We start from the raw sequence: 23152 nt of genomic DNA on the forward strand, positions 1-23152 counted from the left end.
CGATCAACCCCGGGCGAACAACCCCGCGACATCCTGACCCACGTGCGGCACCAGCACGGCGGCCGGGACGTCCACGGTCTGCGTGCCGTCCGAGTACGGCCCTACCTGGTAGGGCGGGAACACGAAGCGTATCGCAGAGATGCGCCCGTCGGAACCGGTCAGCGGCTGGAACTGGCTGAAGTTGTCCGCGCTCGGCCCGGTGCCGTCGGCAATCATCCGGCTCGCGTTGCGCAGCGATTCCTGCATCTGCGCCGGCTCCATCTCATCGGTACTCAACCGGGTCGCCACGCGCTCGCGCAGCTGATCGGCCACGTAATCGCTGATCGCCTTCCAGCCCTTGGCGTCCGCCACCAGCTTGTCGGCGGTGAGCATCTGCTGCTGTTCCGGCAGCCACACGAAACGTGCCACCAGCGGCTCGCCATGGGCGCCACCGGTGTAGCGGCTGCCATCGGCCGTCACCACCACCAGCTGCGGTGTTTCCAGGACCTTCTCGAAGGTCAGCGACAGCTCGTAGGGCATGGTCGGCTTGTCGTTGCCCAACCCGTCCAGCGCCTGCTGCAGCTCTGCCCGCGCACTGTCGGCGTAGCCACCCAGTGCCTTGGCCAGGCCCGGATAACGGGCGATGTCCGGCGGGTAGGTGATCCCGACCACGGCCTGCGGCGAGGTTTCGATCACGTCGCGCAGCTCGAGCGGCGCCTCCGGGGCCACCACGGGCGCGGCCGGTTCGGCGGCGGTATCGGCCGGCGTCGCCGGGGCCTGTGTGTCGCCGTCGCGCTTGCAGCCTGCCACCAGCACCACGCCCATAGCCAAGGCCAGCGCGCTGGCGCGCAGCGCGCGACGGTTTCCTGCGATGTTCATCCTGAAATCCCCTTGTTGTAACCCACCATCATGATCAGCCATCCCTGAAGCATGACCCGCCGCCCTCATCGGACCAGCAGGTCGTCGTACTCCTCATGCCGCTGCAGGAACGCCTCGGCGTATGCGCAGGCCGGCACGACCTTGAACTTGTTGTCGCGCGCATAGCGCAGCGCCACCTTGGTCAGTTCGCCCGCGACCCCGCGCCCGGCGATCGGCTCGGGCACCTCGGTGTGGGTGATGACCATCCGCTTGCGCTTGATCTGGTAATCCAGCAGTGCCAGATGCCCTTTGACCCGGGCCTGGAACCGGTGATTGGCCAGATCGTGCTCCACCTCGTAAGCCAGTCCGGGCGGCGTGACCGAAGCCATGAGCGGTGTCTCCTGCGGCGACTGCAGCGATAGTGCGCAGCCGGCCGCCATGATCGCGTGAAGCCTGAACAGGGGCAAGCAGCGACGCGGCGCGTCACTTGCCGCCCTAAAGCCTGGGCGGCTCAAGCCGATATCGGATTCGGACAGGGCGTGAAAGCTGGCATGGCTTTTGCGAAGACCTGCCTGTACGCACCCGCTCTCCGGAGGTCCGCATGGACAACACCGCACCTGCCCCCGCCGCCCACGGCGATGCCGACAGCTCCCTGCTCGAAGGCCTGTTCCAGCTGGCCGTGAACGGCCAGACCCAGGGCTGGGAATTCGACCAGATCAACCACGAGGTCTATGCCCGGCTGCTCAGCACCTATGGCGTGGACGGCAAGAAGGCCGCCTGACGGGAGGTAGGTACCGACCGTTGGTCGGTACGCCCCCGACTCAACCGCCGAGGCTGAAGGTCGGGTTGCTCAGCTCACGCAGGAAGTGGCTGAAGATGCTCGGCTGCATGGCCAGCATGAACAACACGCCGAAGGCTGCACCGGCCAGGTGCGCGCTGTGGTTGATGCGATCGCCACCGCGGCGGTCCATCCAGATGCTGTAGCCCACGTAGAACACCGCATAGATGATCGCCGGGGCCGGAATGAACAGCACCAGGATGATCGACCACGGCTTGATCAGGATGAAGGCGAACAGCACCGCCGAGACCGCACCGGACGCCCCCAGGCTGAGGTAGTTCGGGTTCTTCTGGTTCTTCAGGTAGCTCGGCAGGATCGAGACCAGCAGGGCGCCCAGGTAGAACGCCGGATAGGTCAGATAGCTGCCGCTCAACTGCAGCATCACCTGTTCGATGAAACCGCCGAAGAAGAACAGCGTGATCATGTTGAACGCCAGGTGCGACAGATCGGCGTGGATGAACCCGTACGTGATCAGCCGGTCGTACTGACGGTTGCGGTCCACCGCGGGCGGCCACAGGATCAGGCGGTCGGCCAGCGCACGGTTCTTGAACGCCATCCACGACACGATGACGGTGATGGCGATCAGCAGCAGGTTGACTGGGGTCATGTCAGGCTCAGGCGGTGCGGTAGTTGTCGACCATACGATAGCGCTTGGCGTACCAACCGAAGGCCAACGCCGCCAGGAACGCGAAGCCGGCGAAGAAGAACATCAGGAACGCCGCCTCGCTCAATCCCGTACTGGCGATCTGGTGGGTGACCGTATCGTTGCGCACCGCCGCGTTGGACAGCAGCACCCACAGGTTGCCGATGGTGGTGGTCAGGTTCCAGAAGCTCATCACGACGCCCTTCATCGCCTGCGGCGCCTGGCTGTAGGCGAACTCCAGGCCGGTGGCCGAGACCAGCACCTCACCGAAGGTCAGCAGCGCGTACGGCAGCATCTGCCAGAAGATCGACATGACGTTGCCGCCGTCCATCATCACCTGGATGCCGCCGACCACGATCCAGGCCAGGCCGCTGAAGGCGATACCGGCGGTCATGCGGCGCAGCGCGGTCGGCTCGAAGCCGAAGCGGCGCAGCATCGGGTACAGCACCAGGTTGTTGAACGGGATCAGGATCATCACCAGCAACGGGTTCAGCGCCTGCATCTGCGAGGCGGTGAACCAGCTCGGCATGGCCATCTGCTGGCCCTGCAGGACCCAGGTCGAGGCCTTCTGGTCGAACAGCGAGAAGAACGGGGTGGTCAGCGCGAAAATCACCAGCACGCGCAGCACCGAGCGCACGCCCTCGACCGCTTCGGCCGGGTGCACCGCACGGGCGCGGTCCAGCTGCATCCAGGTACCGCCACCGATACCGGCCAGCAGCAGGACCAGCGCGATGCACAGGCAGATCACGATGCCCAGGCTGCCGACCAGCCCCATCGAGGCCACCGCCAGCACCGCGCCGAGGATCGCCAGCGTCCGGCCCGGACGGCCCTTGCCCGGCACCTGCGCCGACAGCGCGGTGCGCACGACATTGCCGAACGAATGCGGGTCTTTCGGCGGCAGCGGCACCAGCACATAGCGCTTGCGGCCCATCCAGAATACGAAGGTCGCCACGAACATCAGGATGCCCGGGATGCCGAACGCCCATGCCGGGCCGAGGTTCTTCAGTGCCAGCGGAATCAGCAGCGAGGCGAACAGCGAGCCGAAGTTGATGATCCAGTAGAAGGCATCGAAGACGACCTTGGCCAGGTGCTTGTTGCTCTGGTCGAACTGGTCGCCCATGAACGAAGCGACCAGCGGCTTGATGCCACCGGCGCCCAGCGCGATCAGGCCCAGGCCGACGAAGAAGCCCTGGCGGCTGTCCTCGAAGATGGCCAGGCAGGCATGACCGGCGCAGTAGATCAGGCTGAACCACAGGATGGTGTGGTACTTGCCGAAGAATTTGTCGGCCAGCCAGCCACCGAGCAGCGGGAAGAAATACACGCCGATCATGAAGCTGTGCATGATGTCCTTCGCCTCGCCGGCGCGGCCATCGGCGGTGATCTCCTGCAGCAGCAGCGAAGTGATCAGGAACTGCACCAGGATGTTGCGCATCCCGTAGAAGCTGAAGCGTTCGCAGGCCTCATTGCCGATGATGTAGGGAATCTGGCGCGGCATCTTGCCTTTGCCGGCGCTGGCGGCTGCGATATTGCTCATCCTGTGGGGCTGTCCTGCGAACACGAAAGGACCAAGATTACCGGAACGCCCCACCCCAGCGCACGCTGCACAGCTGCATGACAGCCGCTGCCGGACATGGCAGGCCGATCAGGAACGACCGCCGCCGGTGGGCCCCATGTCACGGATCGTCGACGGCGGAAGCGTAAACTTATCGTTATGCGCACGCACATCACCGGTGGGACCCGACGTTGGCCAGGCTGGATCCTGCTGCTGTTGATGACGGCCCCCGCCGCCCTGGCACATGCGCGCCAGGCCGAAGACGCCCTGCCCTCGCTGAAGATCGCGTCGCTGGAGCTGCCGACCCGGGACGATGCGCAGTGGCAGCAGCGCCGTGACCAGGTGCTGCAGCTGCTCGAATCCATGCAGCCGGACGTGATCGCGGTGCAGCGTGTGCAGCAGACCCAGGGCCGCAACCCGGCCTGCTGGCTGGCCAGCCGACTGCGCTACAGCTGCGATTTCGTCACCGCCGACCCGCCCAGCCAGCCGCTGCGGCACGGCAGTGCCATGCTCACCCGGCTGCCCGTGACCGATGATGCGGTCACCCTGCTGCATCCGCCCGGGCAATTCAGCGCGGCGGGCATGCTGCGGGTCAAGCTGCGCGAAGAATTGATCAACATCTATGTCGCCCGGCTGCGGCCGGAGCCGGACGATGCGCAGATCCGCCGGCACCAGACCAGCGACCTGATGACCTGGATCGGCGCGACCGCCGACGGCCTGCCCTCGCTGATCGCGGGCGATTTTTCGGCCGAGATCACCGAACTCGTAGGCAGCACGCCGGGCTTCCAGCCGGCCCGCAAGAACCCGGGCGAACGCGTGGACCCGCCTTCGCTGGCCGGCGCGGCACGGGGCCATGGGCTGGATGTGCTGTTCCAGGTCAAGTACTTCGGCGGCATCCGCCAGGACAGCATCAAGCTGCCGGCCAGCGAAGGTGACGCCACGGCGCTGCGCCTGGGCACGATGGCCACCCTGCGCCTGCAGGCCCCGGAAAGCACCGGCGCGCCCTGAGCCGGGCGGCGTCCCAACGAAAAACGGCCAGGCATCGCTGCCTGGCCGTCCGTGTGTCAGGTGACCGTGCCGATCAGGCGATGGCGTCCTGGTAACGGCGCTCGACTTCATTCCAGTCGACGACGTTGAAGAACGCGCCGATGTATTCCGGGCGACGGTTCTGGTACTTCAGGTAGTACGCGTGTTCCCACACGTCCAGGGCCAGGATCGGCGTGTTGCCGTCCATCAGCGGGCTGTCCTGGTTGGCGCTGCTTTCCACCACGATCTTCTTGTCGGGGGTGACGCTCAGCCAGGCCCAGCCACTGCCGAAGCGGGTCAGGGCCGCCTTGGTGAAGGCTTCCTTGAACTTCTCGAGGCCGCCCAGCTGCGAATCGATGGCCTTGGCCACATCGCCGACCGGAGCGCCGCCGCCGTTGGGCGACATCACGGTCCAGAACAGGGTGTGGTTGGCGTGGCCGCCGCCGTTGTTGCGCACGACGCCCTGCAGGTTCTCCGGCAGCGACTTGGTCTTCTTGACCAGTTCTTCCACCGGCAGGTCGGCGAACTCGGTGCCTTCCAGCGCTGCGTTGACGTTGTTGATGTACGTCTGGTGATGCTTGGTGTGGTGGATTTCCATCGTCGCTGCGTCGATATGCGGCTCGAGCGCGTCGTAGGCGTAGGACAGCTTGGGGAGGGTATAGGCCATGTGGTTCTCCTGGTAGCTCACTCGCCCGGCAAAGACCGGGCGTTGCGGTGTCGATGATGGGGATGGCCGACAAGCTTACCAAGGGCCATGTAAAGGAAACTTCGTCCTGCGCGGTCGATCGCGTGTCGGGATCGTTACGCGAAAGTGACGGCGCGCGCACGGGGCACGGCATCCATCGCAGTGCAGCACGCCTGTTCGGCTGGGCCTCACCGTGCAGGTCGATGATCGCAGTAGAGTAGTCCCCTCGCCCATCGCCCCTGGCCCCTCATGCGCAAGCCGCTGCTGTTGTTGATCGCCATCGTGCTGCTGGTCGGTGGCCTGGCCGCCATCAAGCTGGCCCAGCGCCCGCCCGCGCCGCAGTTCGCCCCGTCGCTGACCCAGCCGGACAGTGCGTCGGCCGCCGGTGCAGCGGCGTCATCGACGACGACGTCATCGGCAACCGGGCCCAAGGCGGCGCGCGATCCGCTGCCTCCGTTCCTGCCCGCCGAAGCGCGCGACACCATCGCGTTGATCCAGCGCGGCGGCCCGTTCCCGCACCGGCAGGACGGCAGCATTTTCAGCAACCGCGAACAACGCCTGCCGCAGCGACCGCGCGGCTACTACCACGAGTACACGGTGGACACGCCCGGCGCCGGCAATCGCGGCGCGCGGCGCATCGTTACCGGCGGCACACCCCCTACTGGCTGGTTCTATACCGATGATCACTATGAAACGTTCCGCAGTTTCGACGTTCCACCTGCCGGGAGCTGGCAATGACGCATGACGGATTCGAGTTGGGCCTGCACGACATCAACAACGCCGGCATCTATGCGATCGGCAATGACGATGTCGCCCCCTTGTCGGCGGCGATGCGCGATGCCGGCCTGCGCGTGATCCAGATCGACCTGGCCGGCTGCCAGGACAAGCGCACGCTGCTGATGCGACTGGCCGCGCGCCTGGACTTCCCGACCGGCTTCCGCGGCAACTGGGATGCGCTGACCGACAACCTGCGCGACCTGGCCTGGTTGCCGGCCAACGGCTACGCGCTGTTCTTCAGTGATGCCGATGCGCTGCGCAGCGAGGCCGGCGCGGAGTTCGACACGCTGCTGGAGGTGCTCGACGAAGCCAGCCGCTACTGGAGCGACAGCAACGTGCCGTTCTGGGCCTTCGTCGCATTGCAGGATGCGGACGTGGAACTGGACGCGGACGCCGCACCGTAACGCCCAGCATCCGGTAGAGCCACCGAGGCATCGCCTTACCGGCTGCCGTTGTCTTCCTGCAGTTCTTTCTTGAACGGGATGTCCGGCGGCGGCCGCGCGATGGCGGGCTGGTCCTGCATGTTCGGATCACTCAGGCCGCAACCACCGCCGAACTGCAGGACGGAAATCACGCACGAAATCGACGAGCTCGTGCCGGGGATCGGGATCTCGACCGACTTGATGCCCTTGCGGACCCATTCGGCCAGCAGCGATTCGTTGGGTGCCCAGTACTTGTCGAACGAGGTCGGGGTGTAGTCATACGGCGGGCGCTTGAGCCAGGTGCCGGACTGCGCAATGCGCTCCTTGCTCCAGCCGTCCTTGTCGCCACCGGGCGCGCCGCGCTCGGTAGTGCCGGCGCCGGTCTGGCCCGGGACGCGCACACTGCCATCGGCCTTGAACAGGCTGCTGCCGTTGCCCTGGGTCGCGCTCACGGCCCGGCCATTGAGATCGGCATCCTGCGGATGGTTGGCCGCACCCCAGTCGTCCGCGCGGTTCGGCGTGGCCCAGCTGCCCGGCGCCGCTGCCGTCGGTCGGGCGGGCGCACGCGTCGCATTGGTCGCGCTGGTGCTGGACGCACTGGCGGCGGTACTGGAACGGGTCGCTGCCGGGGCCGTCGCGGTACTGCTTGCCGCGGTCGGCGAAGGGGGTTCCGGGCGCGGCGCGGCATTGGGCACCGCGCGTTCGCGCACGGCGACCTCCGGCGATCGGCCCGGCACGCTGACCTCGCGCGCGGGCAGCGTCGCCATCGTCACCGCGGGTGCGGTGACCGGCCGGATCTCACGCTCGCGTACCTGCACCTCGCGTTGCGGGAGCGTGGCATCCACCCGTGGGCCGGGCACCGTAACGGCCGGGGCGGGTGCTTCCACCACGGTGACCTGGCGCTCCTGCACGGTGAGGTCGGGTGTCCGCAGTTGCGGTTCGGCCGGGCGCAGCGTGGGTACGGCGCTGCGCGGCGTCGGCGCTTCCACGGTCACCACGGCGCGCTCGCGCACGGCGATGTCCTGCGGGTCGCGTGGCACCACACGCACTTCGGTGCGCGGCACGCTGGTCGGCGGCACCACGAAATCAGTCGTCGCTTGGGCGACCTCGGTCGCCTGCACAGGCTGCTCCACCGCGGGCGTCGACGGCGCGGGAGGCGCCGGCTGCGGTTCACTGGGCGGTGCAGGCGCGGCGACGGGCTGCGGCGCCGAGGCAGACGGCTCACGCGCGTCGGCACCGGCCGAAGCCACCGCCTGGGCACTGTCGGTCGCTGCGGCACGGGCGGCTTCCGTGGTCGCCGGTTCGGCGGCCGGCTGGCCGCCTTCCTCCTGTTGCGGGGTGCCGCGGCCCACGAAGGCCACCTGCACGCGCCCGCTCTCGCCACCCTGCTCCGGTTCGCTCGGCGGCCGGATCAAGGCGACCCACAGCAGCAACAGGGCGAACATCAGATGCAGCAATGCGCTGATCACCGCCGACGTCCAGCGCATCCAGCGCTGGTCGCGCGGCGCCGGATCCCAGCCCTGCCAGAGCAGGCGACGCATCGCCTGGGCGAAACTCAGCGCCGGCAGGCGTCCGCCGTGTGCAACTGGCGCACGCTGGGCCAGTTCGGCCAGCACCTCGCTGGCGCGGAACGGCCGCGGCAGCGGCGACAACGCACGCAGCCACAGGCCCCACCCGTAAGGGAGGCCCGTGGTTTTTTCGAGAATGCGCTTGTCCGGCTGGCGAGCCAGCAGCCAATCGAGGATGTCGTCAGCCCGGCGCAGTGGCACGCAGTGCGATCAGGCAGCCGTGCCGCGGGGAATGTACGGCGCGTCGCCACTGTCGTGGTCGGTCGCGTCGCGCACTGCGGTGATGCCGGGCACGCGGCCCATCAGCGTCTTTTCGATGCCCTGCTTTAGCGTGACGTCGGCCATGCCGCAGCCCTGGCAGCCGCCACCGAAGCGCAGCAGCACCACGCCCTCGGCCGAGACTTCCTGCACCGCGACCTTGCCACCATGCGAGGCCAGCTGGGGATTGACTTCGTTCTCCACCACCCAGCGCACGCGTTCGACCAGCGAGGAGCCTTCCGTCGGCGCCTCGCCCTTGATCTTGGGCGCCTTGATGGTCAGCTGCTGGCTGCCGGTCGCATTGGTGACGAAATCGATCTCGGCGCCATCGACCCAGGCCACGCTGGTGGCGGCCACGTAGAGGGTGAAGCCATCGCAGTCCACCGCCCACTCATCACCGAGCAGTTCGCTGGGATCGGCGAACTCCAGGCGGGCATCGGCGCGCGGGGTACCCGCATCGACGGCGGTCAGGCGCACGCCCATGCCGGGCACGGCCTCACGCTCGATCAGTTTGCGGAAATAGGATTGGGCAGTGTCGGATATCTGGATCATCGGGCTATTCTAGCCAATCCCTTGTTATGCGCTCATTCGGTTTATACACCCGACCGCGCATTGTTCAGTCATCCAGATGTGGAGGAACCCATGGCCGACCTGATTCCGCTGGCCCAAGCCCATTGCGTGCCGCGCAAAGGCAGCGACCACAAGCTCGGCGCCGCCCGGGTCACCGAGCTGCTGGCCCAGGTCCCCGGCTGGGAGCTGGCCGAGGCCGGCCAGGCGCTGACCCGTACCTTCCGCTTCGACAACTACCACGGCACCATGGCCTTCGTGAACGCGCTCGCCTGGGTGGCCCATCGCGAAGACCACCACCCGGACCTGGGCGTGCATTACGACCGCGCCGTGGTGCGCTTCTCCACCCACGACGTGGGTGGCCTGAGCGAGAACGACTTCATCTGCGCGGCGAAAGCCTCGGCCCTGACGGAGTAAGCCCATGAAACTGCCGTACATCGCACTGTCCAGCCTTGCCCTGGTCGCTCTGGCGGGCTGCAACAAGACGCCCGCCGAACCGGCCGCCCCGGTCGCCGCCCCCACCGAGGTCGCGGCGGTCAAGACGCCGCCACCGGAGTACCCGATCGAACTGGCCTGCCAGGGGATCGGCGGCACCAGCACCTTCAAGGTGACCATCGCGGCCGACGGCCAGCCCAGCCAGGTCCAGCTCGCCAGCGGCAGTGGCAACGCCCAGCTCGACGAGCAGGCACAGAAGGCCGTGCAGGCCTGGCAGTTCAAGGCCGCTACCCGCGCCGGGCAGACGGTCTCGACCACGATCCAGGTGCCGGTCAGCTTCAATCCGCCGCAGCCCAAGCCCGACCAGTGCTTCGCGGTCGAAGAACGGCTGCGTCGCGGCGGCTGATCGCCGCGTTGTTGAGGTCAGCCGCCGCAAGCCTCGTGCCCCCTGATCCGCGCCCCGGTGTTGCTGCCCGGGGCGCGTTGCACTTCTACAAGGACGCGTTGGCGGATGCCTGATATTTCCAGTGAAAACGTATGGATCGCCCTGGCGGTGACCCTGGCCGCCGGCCTGGCCACCGCGCTGGGCAGCCTGATGGTGCTGTTCTCACGCCGGCCCAACCCGCGCCTGCTGGCGTTCGGGCTGGCCTTTGCCGGCGGCGCGATGGTCTTCGTCTCGCTGACCGAGATCCTCAACAAGGCGATCGATTCGTTCACCCAGGCCTACGACGCCCGGCTGGGCTTCGCCTACGGGACCGCGGCCTTCCTGGTCGGCGTGCTGCTGATCGTGGTGATCGACCACCTGATCCCGAACCCGCACGAGAGCCTGGACAAGCAGGATCCGCTGTTCCGCGACAACAACAAGGCCTACATCAAGCGGGTCGGCCTGCTGACCGCCGTGGCGATCACCGCGCACAACTTCCCGGAGGGCCTGGCGACGTTCTTCGCCACGCTGGAGAGCCCGTCGGTGGGAATGCCACTGGCCTTCGCCATCGCCATCCACAACATCCCCGAGGGCATCGCGATCGCGGTGCCGGTGTACTTCGCCACGCAGAACAAGTTCTATGCGTTCGGCGCCAGCCTGCTGTCCGGCCTGGCCGAACCGATCGGCGCGGCCATCGGTTATGTCCTGTTGTCCGGGGTGCTCAACCACGCCACCTTCGGCTGGGTGTTCGGGATCATTTCGGGCGTGATGGTGTTCCTGGCCCTTGACGAACTCCTGCCCGCGGCCAAGCGCTACGCCAAGGGCCACGAGACCGTGTACGGACTCGTGGCCGGCATGGGCAGCCTGGCGATCAGCCTGGTGTTGTTCAAGTGGTGAGGCTGGCCCGTGTGGGCGGGAAGCGGTAGGGCATGACCGTTGGTCATGCCGGCCTGGGGTGATTGGCGTGGGCGCGTACCGACCAACGGTCGGTACCTACCCCGTCGCTGCGGCCTACGCCGACACTATTTCAACCGGTTCAACACCTCGACCAGCTCCTCGGCCAGCGGTGCATTGATCAGATACGGCGTCTTGCCCGCGTCCAGCGCGAACTCCAGCGAGGCCGCGTGCAGGAACAGGCGCTTCAGCCCGATCTGCTCACGAAGCCGCTTGTTGACGTCCGGATCGCCGTACTTGTCGTCACCGGCCACCGGATGCCCCAGGTGCTGGGCGTGGACGCGGATCTGGTGGGTGCGGCCGGTTTCGATCCGCACCTCGCAGTACGAATGCCCGCCCTTGCGCTCCAGCACCTTGAAGTGGCTGATCGACTCCTTGCCGATCGGGTTGACCTGGACATGGCGCTCGCCGCCCTGGCGCAGGCCCACGTGCAGCGGGGCGTCCACGGTCATGGTGCCATCGGGCATGCGGCCGGCCAGCAGGGTCAGGTAGCGCTTGCGGATGCCGGCGCCATGATCTTCGCGCAGCAGCGCCTGCAGCTCGCTCAGGGCCGAGCGCTTCTTGGCCACGATCAGCAGGCCCGAGGTGTCGCGGTCCAGCCGATGGACCAGCTCCAGGGTCTTGCCGGGGCGCAGCGCGCGCAGAGTTTCGATCGCGCCGAAGCTGATGCCGCTGCCGCCGTGGCTGGCCACGCCCGACGGCTTGTTCAGCGCCAGCAGCCGATCGTCCTCGAACACGATGGCATCTTGCAGTCGTTTCATGAACGCGGCGGGCGGGCCGGCCTTGTCGCCCTCCTCGTTGAGACGGACGGGCGGAACCCGCACTTCGTCGCCGCCCTCGAGCTTGCGCTCGGCCTTGGCGCGGCCGCCGTTGACGCGGACCTGGCCACTGCGGACGAGCTTGTAGATCAGGCTGCGCGGTGCACCCTTGAGCTGGCCGAGCAGGAAGTTGTCCAGGCGTTGCCCGGCGCGGTCGGCCGGGACAGTGATGATACGTACGCTGGTCATGGCTTCAGCGGCTTTGGGGGTGGGCTCGGTAACGGTCATTGGCCTTTTATTCTGTTACACTCGGCGGGCGAGATAAGGGATTGATTTCGTTGGAAGTTGCTCTGGGCCAGAAGCCCGACTTCCCTCGATTCCGGCACAGTGCGCAGCCACCGCCCCCGGGGCGGCCATGTTAGCGGCTCACCGGCGGTCCCGGCCATCGCCGGATGTCTGACACGCATTCGCGCTGAACATGTCCCTGTGGCGCTCCAGCCTGGCTGAAAGCTGCCTCCGGCCCAGTAACACCCAAACCAAAACAAATGAAGCGCTCCCGCGGCCTGCCGTGGTGTTGTAGCGCTGGAAACCCAAACTGCCCTCCCCGCGCATGCGCGATGGGCGGTGAAGCGTGACCAGAAGCGAAACCCCATGGCGTTCCGCGCGGTAGCAGCGCGCGAGGAACGCAAGAATGAAGCGAATGCTGATCAATGCCACGCAGGCTGAAGAGCTGCGGGTAGCCATCGTGGATGGCCAGACGCTGTACGACATCGACATCGAACAGCCGTCCAAGGAACAGAAGAAGTCGAACATCTACAAGGGCCGCATCACGCGCCTTGAGCCTTCGCTGGAGGCCGCTTTCGTCGAATACGGCGGCGAGCGCCATGGCTTCCTGCCGCTGAAGGAAATCTCCCGCGATTACTTCCAGGCCGGCGTCGACCACAACAAGGCCGGCATCCGCGAGCTGCTGCGCGAGGGCCAGGAAGTCGTGGTCCAGGTGGACAAGGAAGAGCGCGGCAACAAGGGCGCTGCCCTGACCACGTTCATCTCGCTGGCCGGCCGCTACATGGTCCTGATGCCGAATTCGCCGAGCGCCGGTGGCGTCTCGCGTCGCATCGAGGGCGAAGACCGCGCCGCGCTGAAAGAAGCGCTGGACAAGCTGAACATCCCCGACGACATGGGCGTGATCATCCGCACCGCCGGCGTCGGCCGCGATGCCGAAGAGCTGCAGTGGGATCTGGACTACCTGCTGCAGGTCTGGAAGTCGATCGCCGAAGCGGCGCTGACCAAGCCGGCCTCGTTCCTGATCTACCAGGAGTCGCGCCTGATCGTGCGCGCCCTGCGTGACTACCTGCGCGCCGATGTCGGCGAGATCCTGGTGGACACCGAAGAGCTGTACGAGACCGCCCAGGAGTTCATGCAGCAGGTGATGCCGCAGACCCTGCGCAAGCTCAAGCATTACAAGGACGACATCCCGCTGTTCAACCGCTTCCAGATCGAATCGCAGATCGAAGGCGCGTATGAACGCAACGTCCGCCTGCCGTCCGGCGGCTCGATCGTGGTCGACCAGACCGAAGCGCTGACCGCCATCGACGTCAACTCCTCGCGCGCCACCAAGGGCAGCGACATCGAGGACACCGCCTTCCAGACCAACCTGGAAGCGGCCGACGAAGTGGCACGCCAGCTGCGCCTGCGCGACCTGGGCGGCCTGGTGGTCATCGATTTCATCGACATGGCCTCCAACAAGCACCAGCGCGAAGTCGAGAACCGCCTGCAGAACGCGCTCAAGTACGACCGTGCGCGCGTGCAGCTGGGCCGCATCTCGCGCTTCGGCCTGATGGAAATGAGCCGCCAGCGCCTGCGTCCGAGCCTGGGCGAATCCAGCCAGATCGTCTGCCCGCGTTGCGACGGCCATGGCCGCATGCGCAGCGTCGAGTCGCTGTCGCTGTCCATCATCCGCGTGGCTGAAGAGCATGCGATGAAGGAGAACACCGGGCAGGTGCTGGTCCAGGCCCCGGTCGAGATCGCCAACTACCTGCTCAACGAAAAGCGCAGCGCGCTGCGTGAGATCGAGCAGCGCCATGACGCGCCGATCGTGATCGTCGCCGATGAGCAGCTGCACACCCCGCATTACGAAGTGACCCGCCTGCGCGAGAACGAGCTGGGCGAAGAAAGCGGCAAGCCGAGCTACCAGCGCGGCACCCCGCGCAAGCTGCCGGTGCACGCGCTGACCAAGGCCCAGCTGAACATCCCGGTCGCCCCGGTGGTGACCCAGGTCAAGCACAGCCAGCCGGCCCCGGTGCGCGAAGCCCCGGAACCGGAAGCCGCACCGGCCCCGGTCGCCGCCCCCGTTGCCGCCCCGGCTGCAACCGGCGTGGTGGGTTGGCTGAAGCGCATCTTCGGTGGCGAGCCGGCCCCGGCCGCCGCACCGCAGCCGAGCAACCGCCCGGGCCAGGACGGCAACCGCAACGGTCGCAACAAGGATCGCACCGGCAAGGACCGCAATGGACGTCGCGATGAGCGTGGCGAACGGAGTGGCAACGGCAATGCGCAGGCACAGGGCCGTGGCAAGGACCGTGGTGAGCGTGGCGAACGCGGCCCGAAGGGCGAGCGTCGCGACGAGCGCCGTCAGGACACCGCCGCCGCACCGGCCAATGGCACTGCGGCACAGGTGCAGGCGCCCGGCCAGGGCAAGCCGCGCAACGAGCAGCAGCCGGCCAAGCCGCGCAATGAACCGCGCAATGACCAGCAGCAGCCGAAGCTGAAGCAGAAGCAGGGCCAGAACGGCCAGGCCAGGCCGCAGCAGAACGAGGGTGACAAGCCGGCCGTGAGCGAAAAGCCCGCGCGCCAGCCGCAGGCCGATGCACCGAAGCCGACCAGCGCTGCACCGGTCGCTGCCGACGCCGCCGTGATCGCTGCAGCTGCCGTGGTGGCCACCGATGCCGCCGCGCCGGCCGCCCACGTCCAGGAAACGGCCAAGGCCGCCCCGGCCGAGGATGCACAGCTGGGCGACACCGACGCCATCGAACAGGGTGACGCGCCGGCCAATGCCGAAGACGGTACCGGTGAAGGCGCCTCGCGCCGTCGTCGTGGTCGTCGCGGTGGCCGTCGCCGTCGTCGTGGCAATGGCGAGCAGGCTGCCGGCAGCGATGGCCTGAACGGTGACGACAACGGTCTGGATGACGATGGCGACGACCAGGACGGCGATCAGGACGGCGGCACCGCTGCCCCGGCCGAGCGTCAGGTGGCCAACAACGGTCAGCCGCAGCCCGAGTTCGAGTTCGACGACGAATCCGGCAACGCGCCGGCCGCTGCGCCCGCACCGGTCCAGGCCCCGCGCCCGGCTCCTGTGGCGGCCGTCGCTGCCGCGGCGCCGGTCGCCGTGGTCAGCAGCCCGGTCGTGACCGCCGGTCACGCCGAGCCGACCCCGGCCCCGGTGGCTGCACCGGTTGCCGAGAAGGCTCCGACCCCGGTGGTTGAAAAGGCGTCTGCCCCGGCAGTCGAGCCGATCACCGAGAAAGCGCCGGCCTCCTACAACGACCCGGTGCCGTTCGTGGAAAGCCCGAGGCCGACCCCGGTTGCTGCTCAGCCGGCCGCGCCGGTGGAAGCTGCGCGTCCGGTTGAGCCGGTGGCTGCTCCGGTGGTTTCGGCCCCGGTCGCTGCTGCTCCGGCTCCGGTCGCTGCTCCGGTGGCGCCGGCTCCGGTTGCTCCTCCGGTGGCTCCGGCCCCGGTCGCTGCTCCGGCGGCTCCGGTCGCTGCTCCGGTGGCTCCGGCTCCGGTGGCTGCTCCGGCCGCTCCGGTCGTTGAGACCGCTGCGCAGGAAGTGAAGGAGCCGACCGCCGCGCCGGTGCAGACCAGCATGCTGGATGCCGTCGACGCGACCCAGGCCCCGGCACAGTCGGCAGCCCCGCAGGCCCGTACCGAATCGGCCTCGGCCGGCCCGGTCGTGCACAACGGTCAGCTGTTCGGTTCGGCCGCCAGCGACACCCCGGCCGCCACCAACGCCGCCGAACAGGCTGCGCAGGCCGAAGCCCGCGAGGACATCCCGACCGATGCCCCGCAGGCCGACGAAGGCGACAAGGCTGACCAGGAAAAGCAGGAAAAGAACGACACGCCCTGATCCTGGGTGAGTGACGCAACAAACAGACAGCGGCCCTCGGGCCGCTGTCTGCGTTTGGGGTATTGAATGGCGCAGCAAGCGGCGTGGGTCAGACGGCGGTCATGATGGCGGCGCTGAGAGCATCCACGCATGGCGTGGATGCGACCATTCGCGCGCTACGCCGTCACCGACGACGCAGCACGTGCCTCAGGGCGTCGTCGCCCCGGCGTTTCCGGTGCCCGGCGCAAACTGCAGGCGGGTCCACACACCGTAATGATCCGAGGCCCAGCGGCCATCGGCATACGGCTGGTCGAACAGGATCTTCGCCTCGCGGGCGAGCAACCTGTCCTGCTGGAAGAAAATGTGGTCGATGCGCGAGGGTGCTTCGTAGTAGTGCCGGTTGAGCGTACTGACCTGGGCCAGTTCGTTGTTGACGTGCACGCTGCCGTAGCTGTCGCCGTAATGATTGCGCAGCTCGCTCAGGTCACCGGCATCCACCAGCGCATTGAAGTCACCGGCCACCACCACCGGTGCGTCGCCCGCGGTCTGCGCGATGAACGCCAGCAGGTCCGCGACCTGCTCGCCGCGGATGCGGCTGCCTGCCGCATCCGATCGCTCGTTCAAGTGCGTGGCGTAGACATTCACCGGGCGGCCGTCCACATCGATGCGCAGATGCGCCACGGTGCGGTAATCGTTGATCGGTGCCAGCAGGTGGTCGTTGCGCGACAACACCGGGCGACGGGTCAGCAGGGCATTGCCGTAGCGCTTGAAACGCCCCGGCGGATCGGTGGAGACGAACTGGTAGTCGTAGCCGAGCTTGCGCGCCAGCCACGCGGCCTGGTTGCGCACGTGGGGCTTCTGGATCACTTCCTGCAGCGCGATCGCGTCAGGCTTGAGTGCCTGCAGTTCGCGCAGGATCACCTGGCGGCGGGCCGGCCAGTCTTCGCGGTCGTGGTGCAGGTTGAAGGTGACCATGGTCATCTCCTGCCCTGCCCCGGTGCCCTGCGCCCACGCAGGCAGTGGCGCCAACGCCAACGCCAGCGCGGCGGCCAGCAGGCCGCCCATCATCTTCGTCATCTGCCGCATTACGGTGCCTTGCGCTCTGCCCGGCGTACCGACGCCGGAATCTCGATCTCGACCTTGGCCGGCACCTGCATCACGCGCAGCTCGCCGCCCACCCATTCCGCCGGCTCACCATTGATGGTGGTGGCGCCCGGCTCGCCGCTGTACGGCCACGGCAGCACCACGCCACCGGCCGGCGGAATCAGCCCGGCCGACACGGTCAGGGTGAGCTGCTTGTCGTTGCGGACCAGCGCGTAGTTCAGCTGCCCGTTCGGCGTGCGCAGGCCTTGTACACCAACCCCCTTGCCTTCCAGCCAGCGCGACGGCACGCCGGCAGCCAGCACCAGGCTGTCGTCGATGTCGCGGTTGTAGGCGAACATGTCCAAGGCCGAGCGCACGAAGTCCGAGGCGACCCACGCGTGCGGCAGGTCGCCCAGGAAGAACGGTTTGCGCGGCGTGCGCGAGACCACTTCGGCCCACTGGTTCCAGGGCTGCGGCGCGCGGTCCTTGAAGAAGAACTCGGTCGCCTGCCAGGCGCGGTCACGCCAGCCCAGGCGCACGAACGCGGCCACGTTGCGCCACTCGTAGGGGGTGTAGTCCTTCCACTCGCGCTTGCCATCCCGACGCGCTTCGAACTCTTTCCAATACCGCTCGAAGGTGTTGTTCAAGTACGGCTGTGGCAGGCGACCCTGCTCACCGGCCGGCGCCAGCGCGATGGTGGTCGAGGTCGCATCGAAATCGCCGAGCTCGGCCGAGCCCGGCAGATAGTCGATCCTGTGCTGTGCGGTCGCAGCCAGCAGCGAGGCCTGCAGGTCGTCACGGAACTGGTCGCGCGATTCGCTGATCTGCATTGCTTCCGCCTTGCCCAGCGTGCTGGCGATGATCGCCGCATCCTTGTAGCCCCGCAGCGCCCAGAAGTTGTCCCAGTACGAATGCATCGGCTTGGCCGAATAGCCTTCGTGGCTGATCGAGACCGGCATCATTCCGTAGAAGGCCGGGTTGCGGGCGCGGTTCTCCTCGGTGCGCTCGCTCAGGCGCAGCTGCTCCATGTACTGGTAGGCGCCCTGCACATGCGGCCACATCACCTCCAGGAAGGTGGTGTCGCCGGTGTAGCGCCAGTACTCGGCGATGTTGAAGATCAATTCGCCGTGGCTGTCGTTCTCCGGCACCGGGTCGCTGCCGCGCGAATCCACGCAGCACGGCACCTTGCCGTTGTCGAACTGATACGGCGCATACCAGTTCACGTACTGGCGCACCGCATCGCTGCGGCCCATCCGCAGCAGGCCTTCGGAAATCATCGCGCCATCGCGGATCCAGCTGCGCGAATACGAGCGGGTGCCCGGCTGCAGGCTGGGGCCGATGCGCGAGATCAGCATGTGCGCCAGCGAAGTGCGCAGCGTGTCGGCCAGCGGCTTGCCGGCGGCGGGAACCTGCAGCGTCACCTGGTCCAGCTTGGTCCGCCACATCGAAGCGACCTGCTGCTGCGCCTTGGCCGCGTCGAAGGCCGAGGGCATGCTCCAGCTGCCGGTCTGCGGCAGCACGATCGCCACCTCGCGGCTCTGGCCGGGCTCCAGCTTCCAGCGGTAGAGCAGCGCGCCCGAGGCCAGGCCGGTGCCATCCTTGACTTCGGTGGTGCCCGGCAGCTTGCCGCTGGCCAGGTGGACCACGTCGAGCTTGCTGTCGAAGGCGGTGGCGAAGGCGGCATCGGGTGCCTGCGCCGGGTACAGGCGCGGCTTGCCGTTGACATCCACGTGGGTCGGGTCGAACGACAGGTTGTCGATCCGGCTGACGCCGCCGACGGTGTTGAGGAACTGGGTCGGCGGATTCACCTGCCAGGGGCGCACGGCCAGGGCCAGCGTGTACTCGTGGGCGACCTTGTCCGGGTTGCGCAGGGTGTAGCGCCCGACCAGCTGCGCGTTGTCCGGCGTGCCCTGCACGAAGCCGGTTACCTGCAGGCCGGCCTTGTCGTGGGTCCAGCCGACGTTGGCGATCGGCAGGTAGTCGTCCTGCAGCGACTGGCGGGTGGTGACGTCGGCCCAGCTCAGCAGCTTGTTGTCGACCAGCACGAACGGCTCGACGCTGAAGCTGGATTTGGCCACTTCCAGCGCGCCGTCTTCACCGATCAAAGCCTGCTCGCGGCCGCCATCCAGGCCGAGCAGCGTCCAGTACGGCTGTTCACCGGTGAAACCGCGCGGCACCGAGCCGCGCGGCAGCTCGGCGCCGACCGAGCGGACGAAATCATTCGGGGTCGCGGCGAACTCGAGCGGTTTCAGCGTGATGTCGCGGATGCCGTAGCGCCAGCTCGGGCCGCCTTTCAGGTCGAAGCGCAGGTAGCGCGCTTCGGTATCGGGCAGGGCCAGCCAGTCACGGCCACCGCCGCCGGCGGTCACCTCGCGCACCGTGTTCCAGGCGCGACCGTCGGCCGAGGAACGCACCACGTAGCGCGTGGCCTCCAGCCCGGGCAGCCATTCGATCACCGCCCCACCGAACTCGCGCACCTTGTGCAGGTCCAGGCTGATCGTCTGCTCGGCCACGCCGCCGCTGATCCACACCGTGTCCGGCTTGCCATCGACGATGCGGTTCTGCAGCGCGGTCGCGGTATCGGCGATCACCGACGGGCTCAGCGAGGAGGTATCGGCCGGCGGCAGTCCCTGCAGCGTGAGCCGGTCGAAACAGACCGTGCCCTTGCCGCCTACCTTGCTGTAGATCGTGAACTCCATCGCAGCGCTGCGCTTGAGCGTCTTGTCCGTCTCCGGGCCCCAGGCCTTGTCGATCTGGCGCTTGCGGTACTGCACCGGCGTCCACGCCTTGGGGAACGCGTAGCCGGGCCGGTTGACCCACCACACGTTGTCGCCACTGGCGTCGATCAGCTTGAACTGCAGGTCGTTGGCGGGGGAATCGCCGCGCAGCTGGAAGCCGAACTGATAATTCTCCGGGTACTGGATGCCCAGCTCGCGGCGGATGCCGACGTAGCCCGAGACGTTGTGGAAGTCGTAGTCCAGGCAGAGCGCGCGGCCGCCGCCACTGCCGGCGACGCTGCGCAGCGAACCGCTGACCTGGTCGGACACGACCAGCTTCCACGGACTCATGTCGTCGAAGCTGTCCAGCACCTTGGGTGCCGGCAACACCGGCGTCGCCGGCGGTGCGGCCGAGGCCGCCAGTGACCAGACCAGACCCAGACCCACCGCGACGACGGCATGCTTCACCCTTTGACACTCCCCAGCAACAGACCTTGGATGTAATAACGCTGCAATGCCAGGAACAGCAGCAGCACCGGAACCACCGTGACCACCGCGCCGGCCATCATCATTTCAACGTCCATGATGTGCTCGCGCGAGAGCGTGGCCAGGGCCACCGGGAGAGTGTAGTGCTCCTGATCGGTCAACACGATCAACGGCCACATGAAATCGTTCCAGGCGGCCATGAAGGTGAAGATCGACAGGGTCACCAGCACCGGCTTGAGCATCGGCAGCACGATCTGGAAGAAGATCCGCAGCTCCCCTGCCCCGTCGATGCGGGCCGCTTCAAGCAGCTCGTCCGGGATCGAACGCGCGTACTGGCGGACCAGGAAGATGCCGAACACCGTCGCCAGCGCCGGCACGATCACACCACCGAAGTTGTTGACCAGGCCCAGCTGCTTCATCAGCAGGAACAGCGGCAGCATCGCCACCTGCGCCGGGATCACCAGCGCGGCCAGCAGCAGCTGGAAGATGCGCTCGCGGCCAGCGAAGCGCAGCTTGGCGAAGGCATAGCCGGCCATGGTGTTGAGCAGCAGCGAGCCGAACGTGATCGCCAGCGAGACCATCAGGCTGTTGACGAAGTTGTTGGCCATGCCGGTACGCGCGAACAACTCATGGTAGTTCGCGGTGGTCAGCGCGGACGGCAGCAGCGGCGGCGGGAAATGCGCCGCCTCGCCGGTCGGCATGAACGACACCGACAGCATCCACAGCAACGGCGCCAGGCTCAGGACCGCGAGCACCAGCAGGCCGCCATTGACCCACCAGGCATGCCAGCGCGATTGACCGATTTCACGACTCATACCAACTGCCTCTTGCGGCCGAAACGCAGCATGATGCTGGTCACGCCCAGGATGATCAGGAACAGCAGGAACGCCACCGCGGAGGCGCGACCCAGGTTCCACCACTTGAAGCCTTCTTCAAACATGAAGTACAGCACGCTGACGGTGCTCTGCAGTGGGTCGCCACGCGTCATCACGTAAGGCTCGGCGAACAGCTGGAAGTAGCCGGACACGGTGATCACGCCGACCACCAGCAGCACCGGGCCGAGCATCGGCAGGGTGATGTGCAGGAACTGCTTCCAGCGCGAGGCGCCGTCGATGCGGGCGGCCTCGTACAGGTCATGCGGGATCGCCTGCAGGCCGGCCAGGAAGATCACCATGTTGTAGCCGAAGTTCTTCCACACCGCGAACAGCATGATGGTCGGCATCGCCCAGTTCGGGTCGCCGAGCCAGTCGATCGGGCTGATGCCCAGATGGCCCAGGCCGTAGTTCACCAGGCCGTAGCTGGTATGGAACAGGTAGCGCCAGATCACCGCCACCGCCACCAGGGTGGTCACCACCGGGGCGAACAGCGCGGTGCGGAACAGCGCCTTGAAGCGTGCGGCCGGGGCGTTGAGCAGGATCGCCGCACCCAGCGACACCGCGATCGACAGCGGCACGCCGACGATCACGAAGTACGTCGTGTTCCACAGCGACTTCCAGAACATCGGGGTCTGCAGCAGGTCGATGTAGTTGCCCAGGCCGACGAAGCGCAGGTTGTCCCCATCGGCCAATGCATACAGGTCGAAATCGGTGATGCTCAGGGCCAGCGCCGAGAACACCGGCAGACCGAAGAACACCGCGATGACCAGGATGGCCGGGCCGGCGAACATCCAGCCGGCAAGCGAACGCTGCTTCATGGTGCCGCCTCCGTGGCCGCTGCACTGGAGTGCTGCCTGTCGCTCACCCCGGACGATTCCTGGCGGTGCTGCTCATGCATCCAGCGGCGTTTGGCGAGGACCTTGTCCACGCGTGCGTCCAGCTCTTTCACTGCTTGATCCTGGTCAAGGCCACCACGCACCACCTGTTCGGTGGTGATCCGCATTTCCTGGGCGATCCGCTCCCACTCCAGCACCTTCGGGGTCGGCTTGACCCGCTCGAGCTGGTCGCGGAACGGCTGCGCCAGTGGATCGTTGGCCAGCGAGGGATACTCCCAGGTGCTGCGCCGCGGCGGCAGATCGCCGATGATCGAATGGAAGCGCTCCTGGATCGCCGGGCGCGACAGGAACTCGATCAGCTTCCACGAGGCTTCCTTCTGCTTCGAATCGCGGAAGATCACCAGGCTGGTCCCGCCGGCGATGCCCGCACCCGGGCCATCCGGACCCGGCAGCGCGGCCGTGCCCCACTGCCCTTCCAGCTCCTTGGGCTGCAGCTTCTTGAACTCGCGGATGTTCCAGGGGCCGGACACGTAGAACACGTTGAAGCCCCGGAAGAACTCGTCCCAGACGTTGGAAATCTGCGTCTCGGACATGCGCGGGGCCCAGCCCTGCGCGAACATGTTCTCGTAGAAGCCCAGCGTCCTGCGGAAGCCGGGGCTGCTGAAGTTGCCGCGGGTGTCCTCATCGCGCAGCAGCGGATCGGGCTGCTGCAGGGCGAAGGAGAGCTGCTGCTCGAACTCGTTGATCGGCATCAGCACCGCGTAACGGTTCGGGCCCTGCATTTTCTTGATCGCCGCCATCATGTCGTTCCACTCGGCCCAGCTGCGCGGCGGGTGGTCATAGCCGGCCTTGGCCAGCAGGTCCTTGCGGTAGTACAGCAGGCGCGTATCCACGTACCACGGCACGCCGACCAGCTCGCCATGGATCACGTTGGTATCCCAGATACCCTGGAAGTAATCGGCCGGGTCCACCACCTTCGACTGCGCCACGTAGGGCTGCAGCGGCGTCAGGGTGTTGAGTTCGGCGAACTCGGGAATCCAGGTATTGCCCAGCTGGCAGACGTCCGGCAGCCCTTCTGCGGCGAACGCGGTCAGCAGCTTTTCATGCGCGGCCGTCCAGGGGATGTTCTGCACATCGACATGGATGCCGGGGTTTTCAGCCTCGAACTCGCGAACCAGACCGGTGACGACTTCAGCCTCGCGGCCCATCGCCCAGAAACGCACGGTGACCCCTTCCGGTTCTTTCCGGCAGGCACTCAACAACAGGCTGCCGACGATCAGCAGCAACAGACTCAACCCCAGCTTCGGGCGCG

Annotated in this window: 21 protein-coding genes; 8 read left to right on the forward strand and 13 right to left on the reverse strand. The window is 67.2% G+C overall.

All coding sequences use genetic code 11. From position 1 onward, the window contains the following. Positions 1-3: 3 nt before the first annotated feature. The gene (locus tag ABE424_RS13605) at positions 4-858 is read right to left on the reverse strand and encodes a DUF3298 domain-containing protein (protein ID WP_346492341.1); all 855 of its coding nucleotides are present in this window, start codon (positions 856-858) and stop codon (positions 4-6) included. Between the two features lie 65 nt (positions 859-923). Beyond that, on the reverse strand, positions 924-1226 hold the full coding sequence (locus ABE424_RS13610; RefSeq protein WP_176989462.1) for a GNAT family N-acetyltransferase: 303 nt from the start codon (positions 1224-1226) through the stop codon (positions 924-926). 212 nt (positions 1227-1438) lie between these two features. On the opposite strand from ABE424_RS13610, the gene ABE424_RS13615 reads away from it, so the two are divergent. Next, on the forward strand, positions 1439-1618 hold the full coding sequence (locus tag ABE424_RS13615) for a hypothetical protein (RefSeq protein ID WP_019182899.1): 180 nt from the start codon (positions 1439-1441) through the stop codon (positions 1616-1618). 40 nt (positions 1619-1658) lie between these two features. On the opposite strand, the gene ABE424_RS13620 is transcribed toward ABE424_RS13615, so the two are convergent. Continuing rightward, positions 1659-2282, reverse strand: a complete 624-nt coding sequence (locus ABE424_RS13620) for a rhomboid family intramembrane serine protease (protein ID WP_319212117.1) — start codon at positions 2280-2282, stop codon at positions 1659-1661. A gap of 7 nt (positions 2283-2289) precedes the next feature. Continuing rightward, the gene (locus ABE424_RS13625) at positions 2290-3852 is read right to left on the reverse strand and encodes an oligopeptide:H+ symporter (protein ID WP_176989460.1); all 1563 of its coding nucleotides are present in this window, start codon (positions 3850-3852) and stop codon (positions 2290-2292) included. Positions 3853-4089: 237 nt separating this feature from the next. Between ABE424_RS13625 and ABE424_RS13630 the strand changes: the two genes are divergently transcribed. Next, positions 4090-4878 carry an endonuclease/exonuclease/phosphatase family protein gene (locus ABE424_RS13630; protein WP_346492340.1) on the forward strand — a complete coding sequence of 263 codons (789 nt, stop codon included), beginning with the start codon at positions 4090-4092 and terminating at the stop codon, positions 4876-4878. Positions 4879-4951: 73 nt separating this feature from the next. Here the strand turns inward: ABE424_RS13630 and ABE424_RS13635 are convergent, their stop codons facing one another. Further along, entirely contained in the window at positions 4952-5563 is a 612-nt protein-coding gene (locus tag ABE424_RS13635; protein WP_346489949.1) for a superoxide dismutase, read from the reverse strand. Positions 5564-5830: 267 nt separating this feature from the next. Between ABE424_RS13635 and ABE424_RS13640 the strand changes: the two genes are divergently transcribed. Next, positions 5831-6319: a ribonuclease domain-containing protein gene (locus ABE424_RS13640; protein WP_346492339.1), complete on the forward strand. Its 489-nt coding sequence runs from the start codon at positions 5831-5833 to the stop codon at positions 6317-6319. Further along, positions 6316-6762, forward strand: coding sequence for a barstar family protein (locus tag ABE424_RS13645; RefSeq protein WP_346492338.1), 447 nt, complete (start codon positions 6316-6318; stop codon positions 6760-6762). The genes ABE424_RS13640 and ABE424_RS13645 overlap by 4 nt, the downstream gene beginning before the upstream one ends. 35 nt (positions 6763-6797) lie before the next feature. Here the strand turns inward: ABE424_RS13645 and ABE424_RS13650 are convergent, their stop codons facing one another. Both ABE424_RS13650 and ABE424_RS13655 read right to left on the reverse strand, forming a co-directional pair. Beyond that, positions 6798-8549, reverse strand: a complete 1752-nt coding sequence (locus tag ABE424_RS13650; protein WP_346492337.1) for a hypothetical protein — start codon at positions 8547-8549, stop codon at positions 6798-6800. Positions 8550-8558: 9 nt separating this feature from the next. Further along, on the reverse strand, positions 8559-9158 hold the full coding sequence (locus ABE424_RS13655) for an NfuA family Fe-S biogenesis protein (RefSeq protein WP_176989455.1): 600 nt from the start codon (positions 9156-9158) through the stop codon (positions 8559-8561). Positions 9159-9248: 90 nt separating this feature from the next. Here ABE424_RS13655 and ABE424_RS13660 point away from each other — a divergent pair, with 90 nt between their 5' ends. From ABE424_RS13660 to zupT, 3 genes are all read left to right on the forward strand, one after another. Next, a complete protein-coding gene (locus ABE424_RS13660; protein ID WP_176989454.1) occupies positions 9249-9590 on the forward strand; it encodes a 4a-hydroxytetrahydrobiopterin dehydratase in 342 nt (113 codons plus the stop codon). A 4-nt stretch (positions 9591-9594) separates the two neighbouring features. Next, a complete protein-coding gene (locus tag ABE424_RS13665) occupies positions 9595-10014 on the forward strand; it encodes an energy transducer TonB (RefSeq protein WP_179458505.1) in 420 nt (139 codons plus the stop codon). A 105-nt stretch (positions 10015-10119) separates the two neighbouring features. Then, complete coding sequence (gene zupT / locus ABE424_RS13670; RefSeq protein WP_176989452.1) at positions 10120-10929, forward strand: zinc transporter ZupT; 810 nt, start codon at positions 10120-10122, stop codon at positions 10927-10929. Between the two features lie 125 nt (positions 10930-11054). Here the strand turns inward: zupT and ABE424_RS13675 are convergent, their stop codons facing one another. After that, on the reverse strand, positions 11055-11993 hold the full coding sequence (locus ABE424_RS13675) for an RluA family pseudouridine synthase (RefSeq protein WP_259261541.1): 939 nt from the start codon (positions 11991-11993) through the stop codon (positions 11055-11057). Positions 11994-12435: 442 nt separating this feature from the next. Here ABE424_RS13675 and ABE424_RS13680 point away from each other — a divergent pair, with 442 nt between their 5' ends. Then, positions 12436-15864 carry an Rne/Rng family ribonuclease gene (locus ABE424_RS13680; RefSeq protein ID WP_346492336.1) on the forward strand — a complete coding sequence of 1143 codons (3429 nt, stop codon included), beginning with the start codon at positions 12436-12438 and terminating at the stop codon, positions 15862-15864. A gap of 186 nt (positions 15865-16050) precedes the next feature. Here ABE424_RS13680 and ABE424_RS13685 read toward each other — a convergent pair whose 3' ends face one another. From ABE424_RS13685 to ABE424_RS13705, 5 genes are read right to left on the reverse strand one after another with little or no spacing between them, the layout of a single operon-like run. Beyond that, entirely contained in the window at positions 16051-16929 is an 879-nt protein-coding gene (locus ABE424_RS13685) for an endonuclease/exonuclease/phosphatase family protein (RefSeq protein WP_346492335.1), read from the reverse strand. Beyond that, positions 16929-20111 carry a discoidin domain-containing protein gene (locus ABE424_RS13690; protein ID WP_346492334.1) on the reverse strand — a complete coding sequence of 1061 codons (3183 nt, stop codon included), beginning with the start codon at positions 20109-20111 and terminating at the stop codon, positions 16929-16931. Before ABE424_RS13690 ends, ABE424_RS13685 begins: the two co-directional genes overlap by 1 nt. After that, a complete protein-coding gene (locus tag ABE424_RS13695; protein ID WP_346492333.1) occupies positions 20108-20944 on the reverse strand; it encodes a carbohydrate ABC transporter permease in 837 nt (278 codons plus the stop codon). The genes ABE424_RS13690 and ABE424_RS13695 overlap by 4 nt, the downstream gene beginning before the upstream one ends. After that, entirely contained in the window at positions 20941-21822 is an 882-nt protein-coding gene (locus ABE424_RS13700; RefSeq protein WP_123730758.1) for a sugar ABC transporter permease, read from the reverse strand. The genes ABE424_RS13695 and ABE424_RS13700 overlap by 4 nt, the downstream gene beginning before the upstream one ends. Continuing rightward, positions 21819-23135: a sugar ABC transporter substrate-binding protein gene (locus ABE424_RS13705; RefSeq protein WP_346492332.1), complete on the reverse strand. Its 1317-nt coding sequence runs from the start codon at positions 23133-23135 to the stop codon at positions 21819-21821. Before ABE424_RS13705 ends, ABE424_RS13700 begins: the two co-directional genes overlap by 4 nt. Positions 23136-23152: the final 17 nt, after the last annotated feature.

The organism is Stenotrophomonas sp. TWI1149, assembly GCF_039673155.1.
GTDB lineage: Bacteria > Pseudomonadota > Gammaproteobacteria > Xanthomonadales > Xanthomonadaceae > Stenotrophomonas > Stenotrophomonas maltophilia_AA.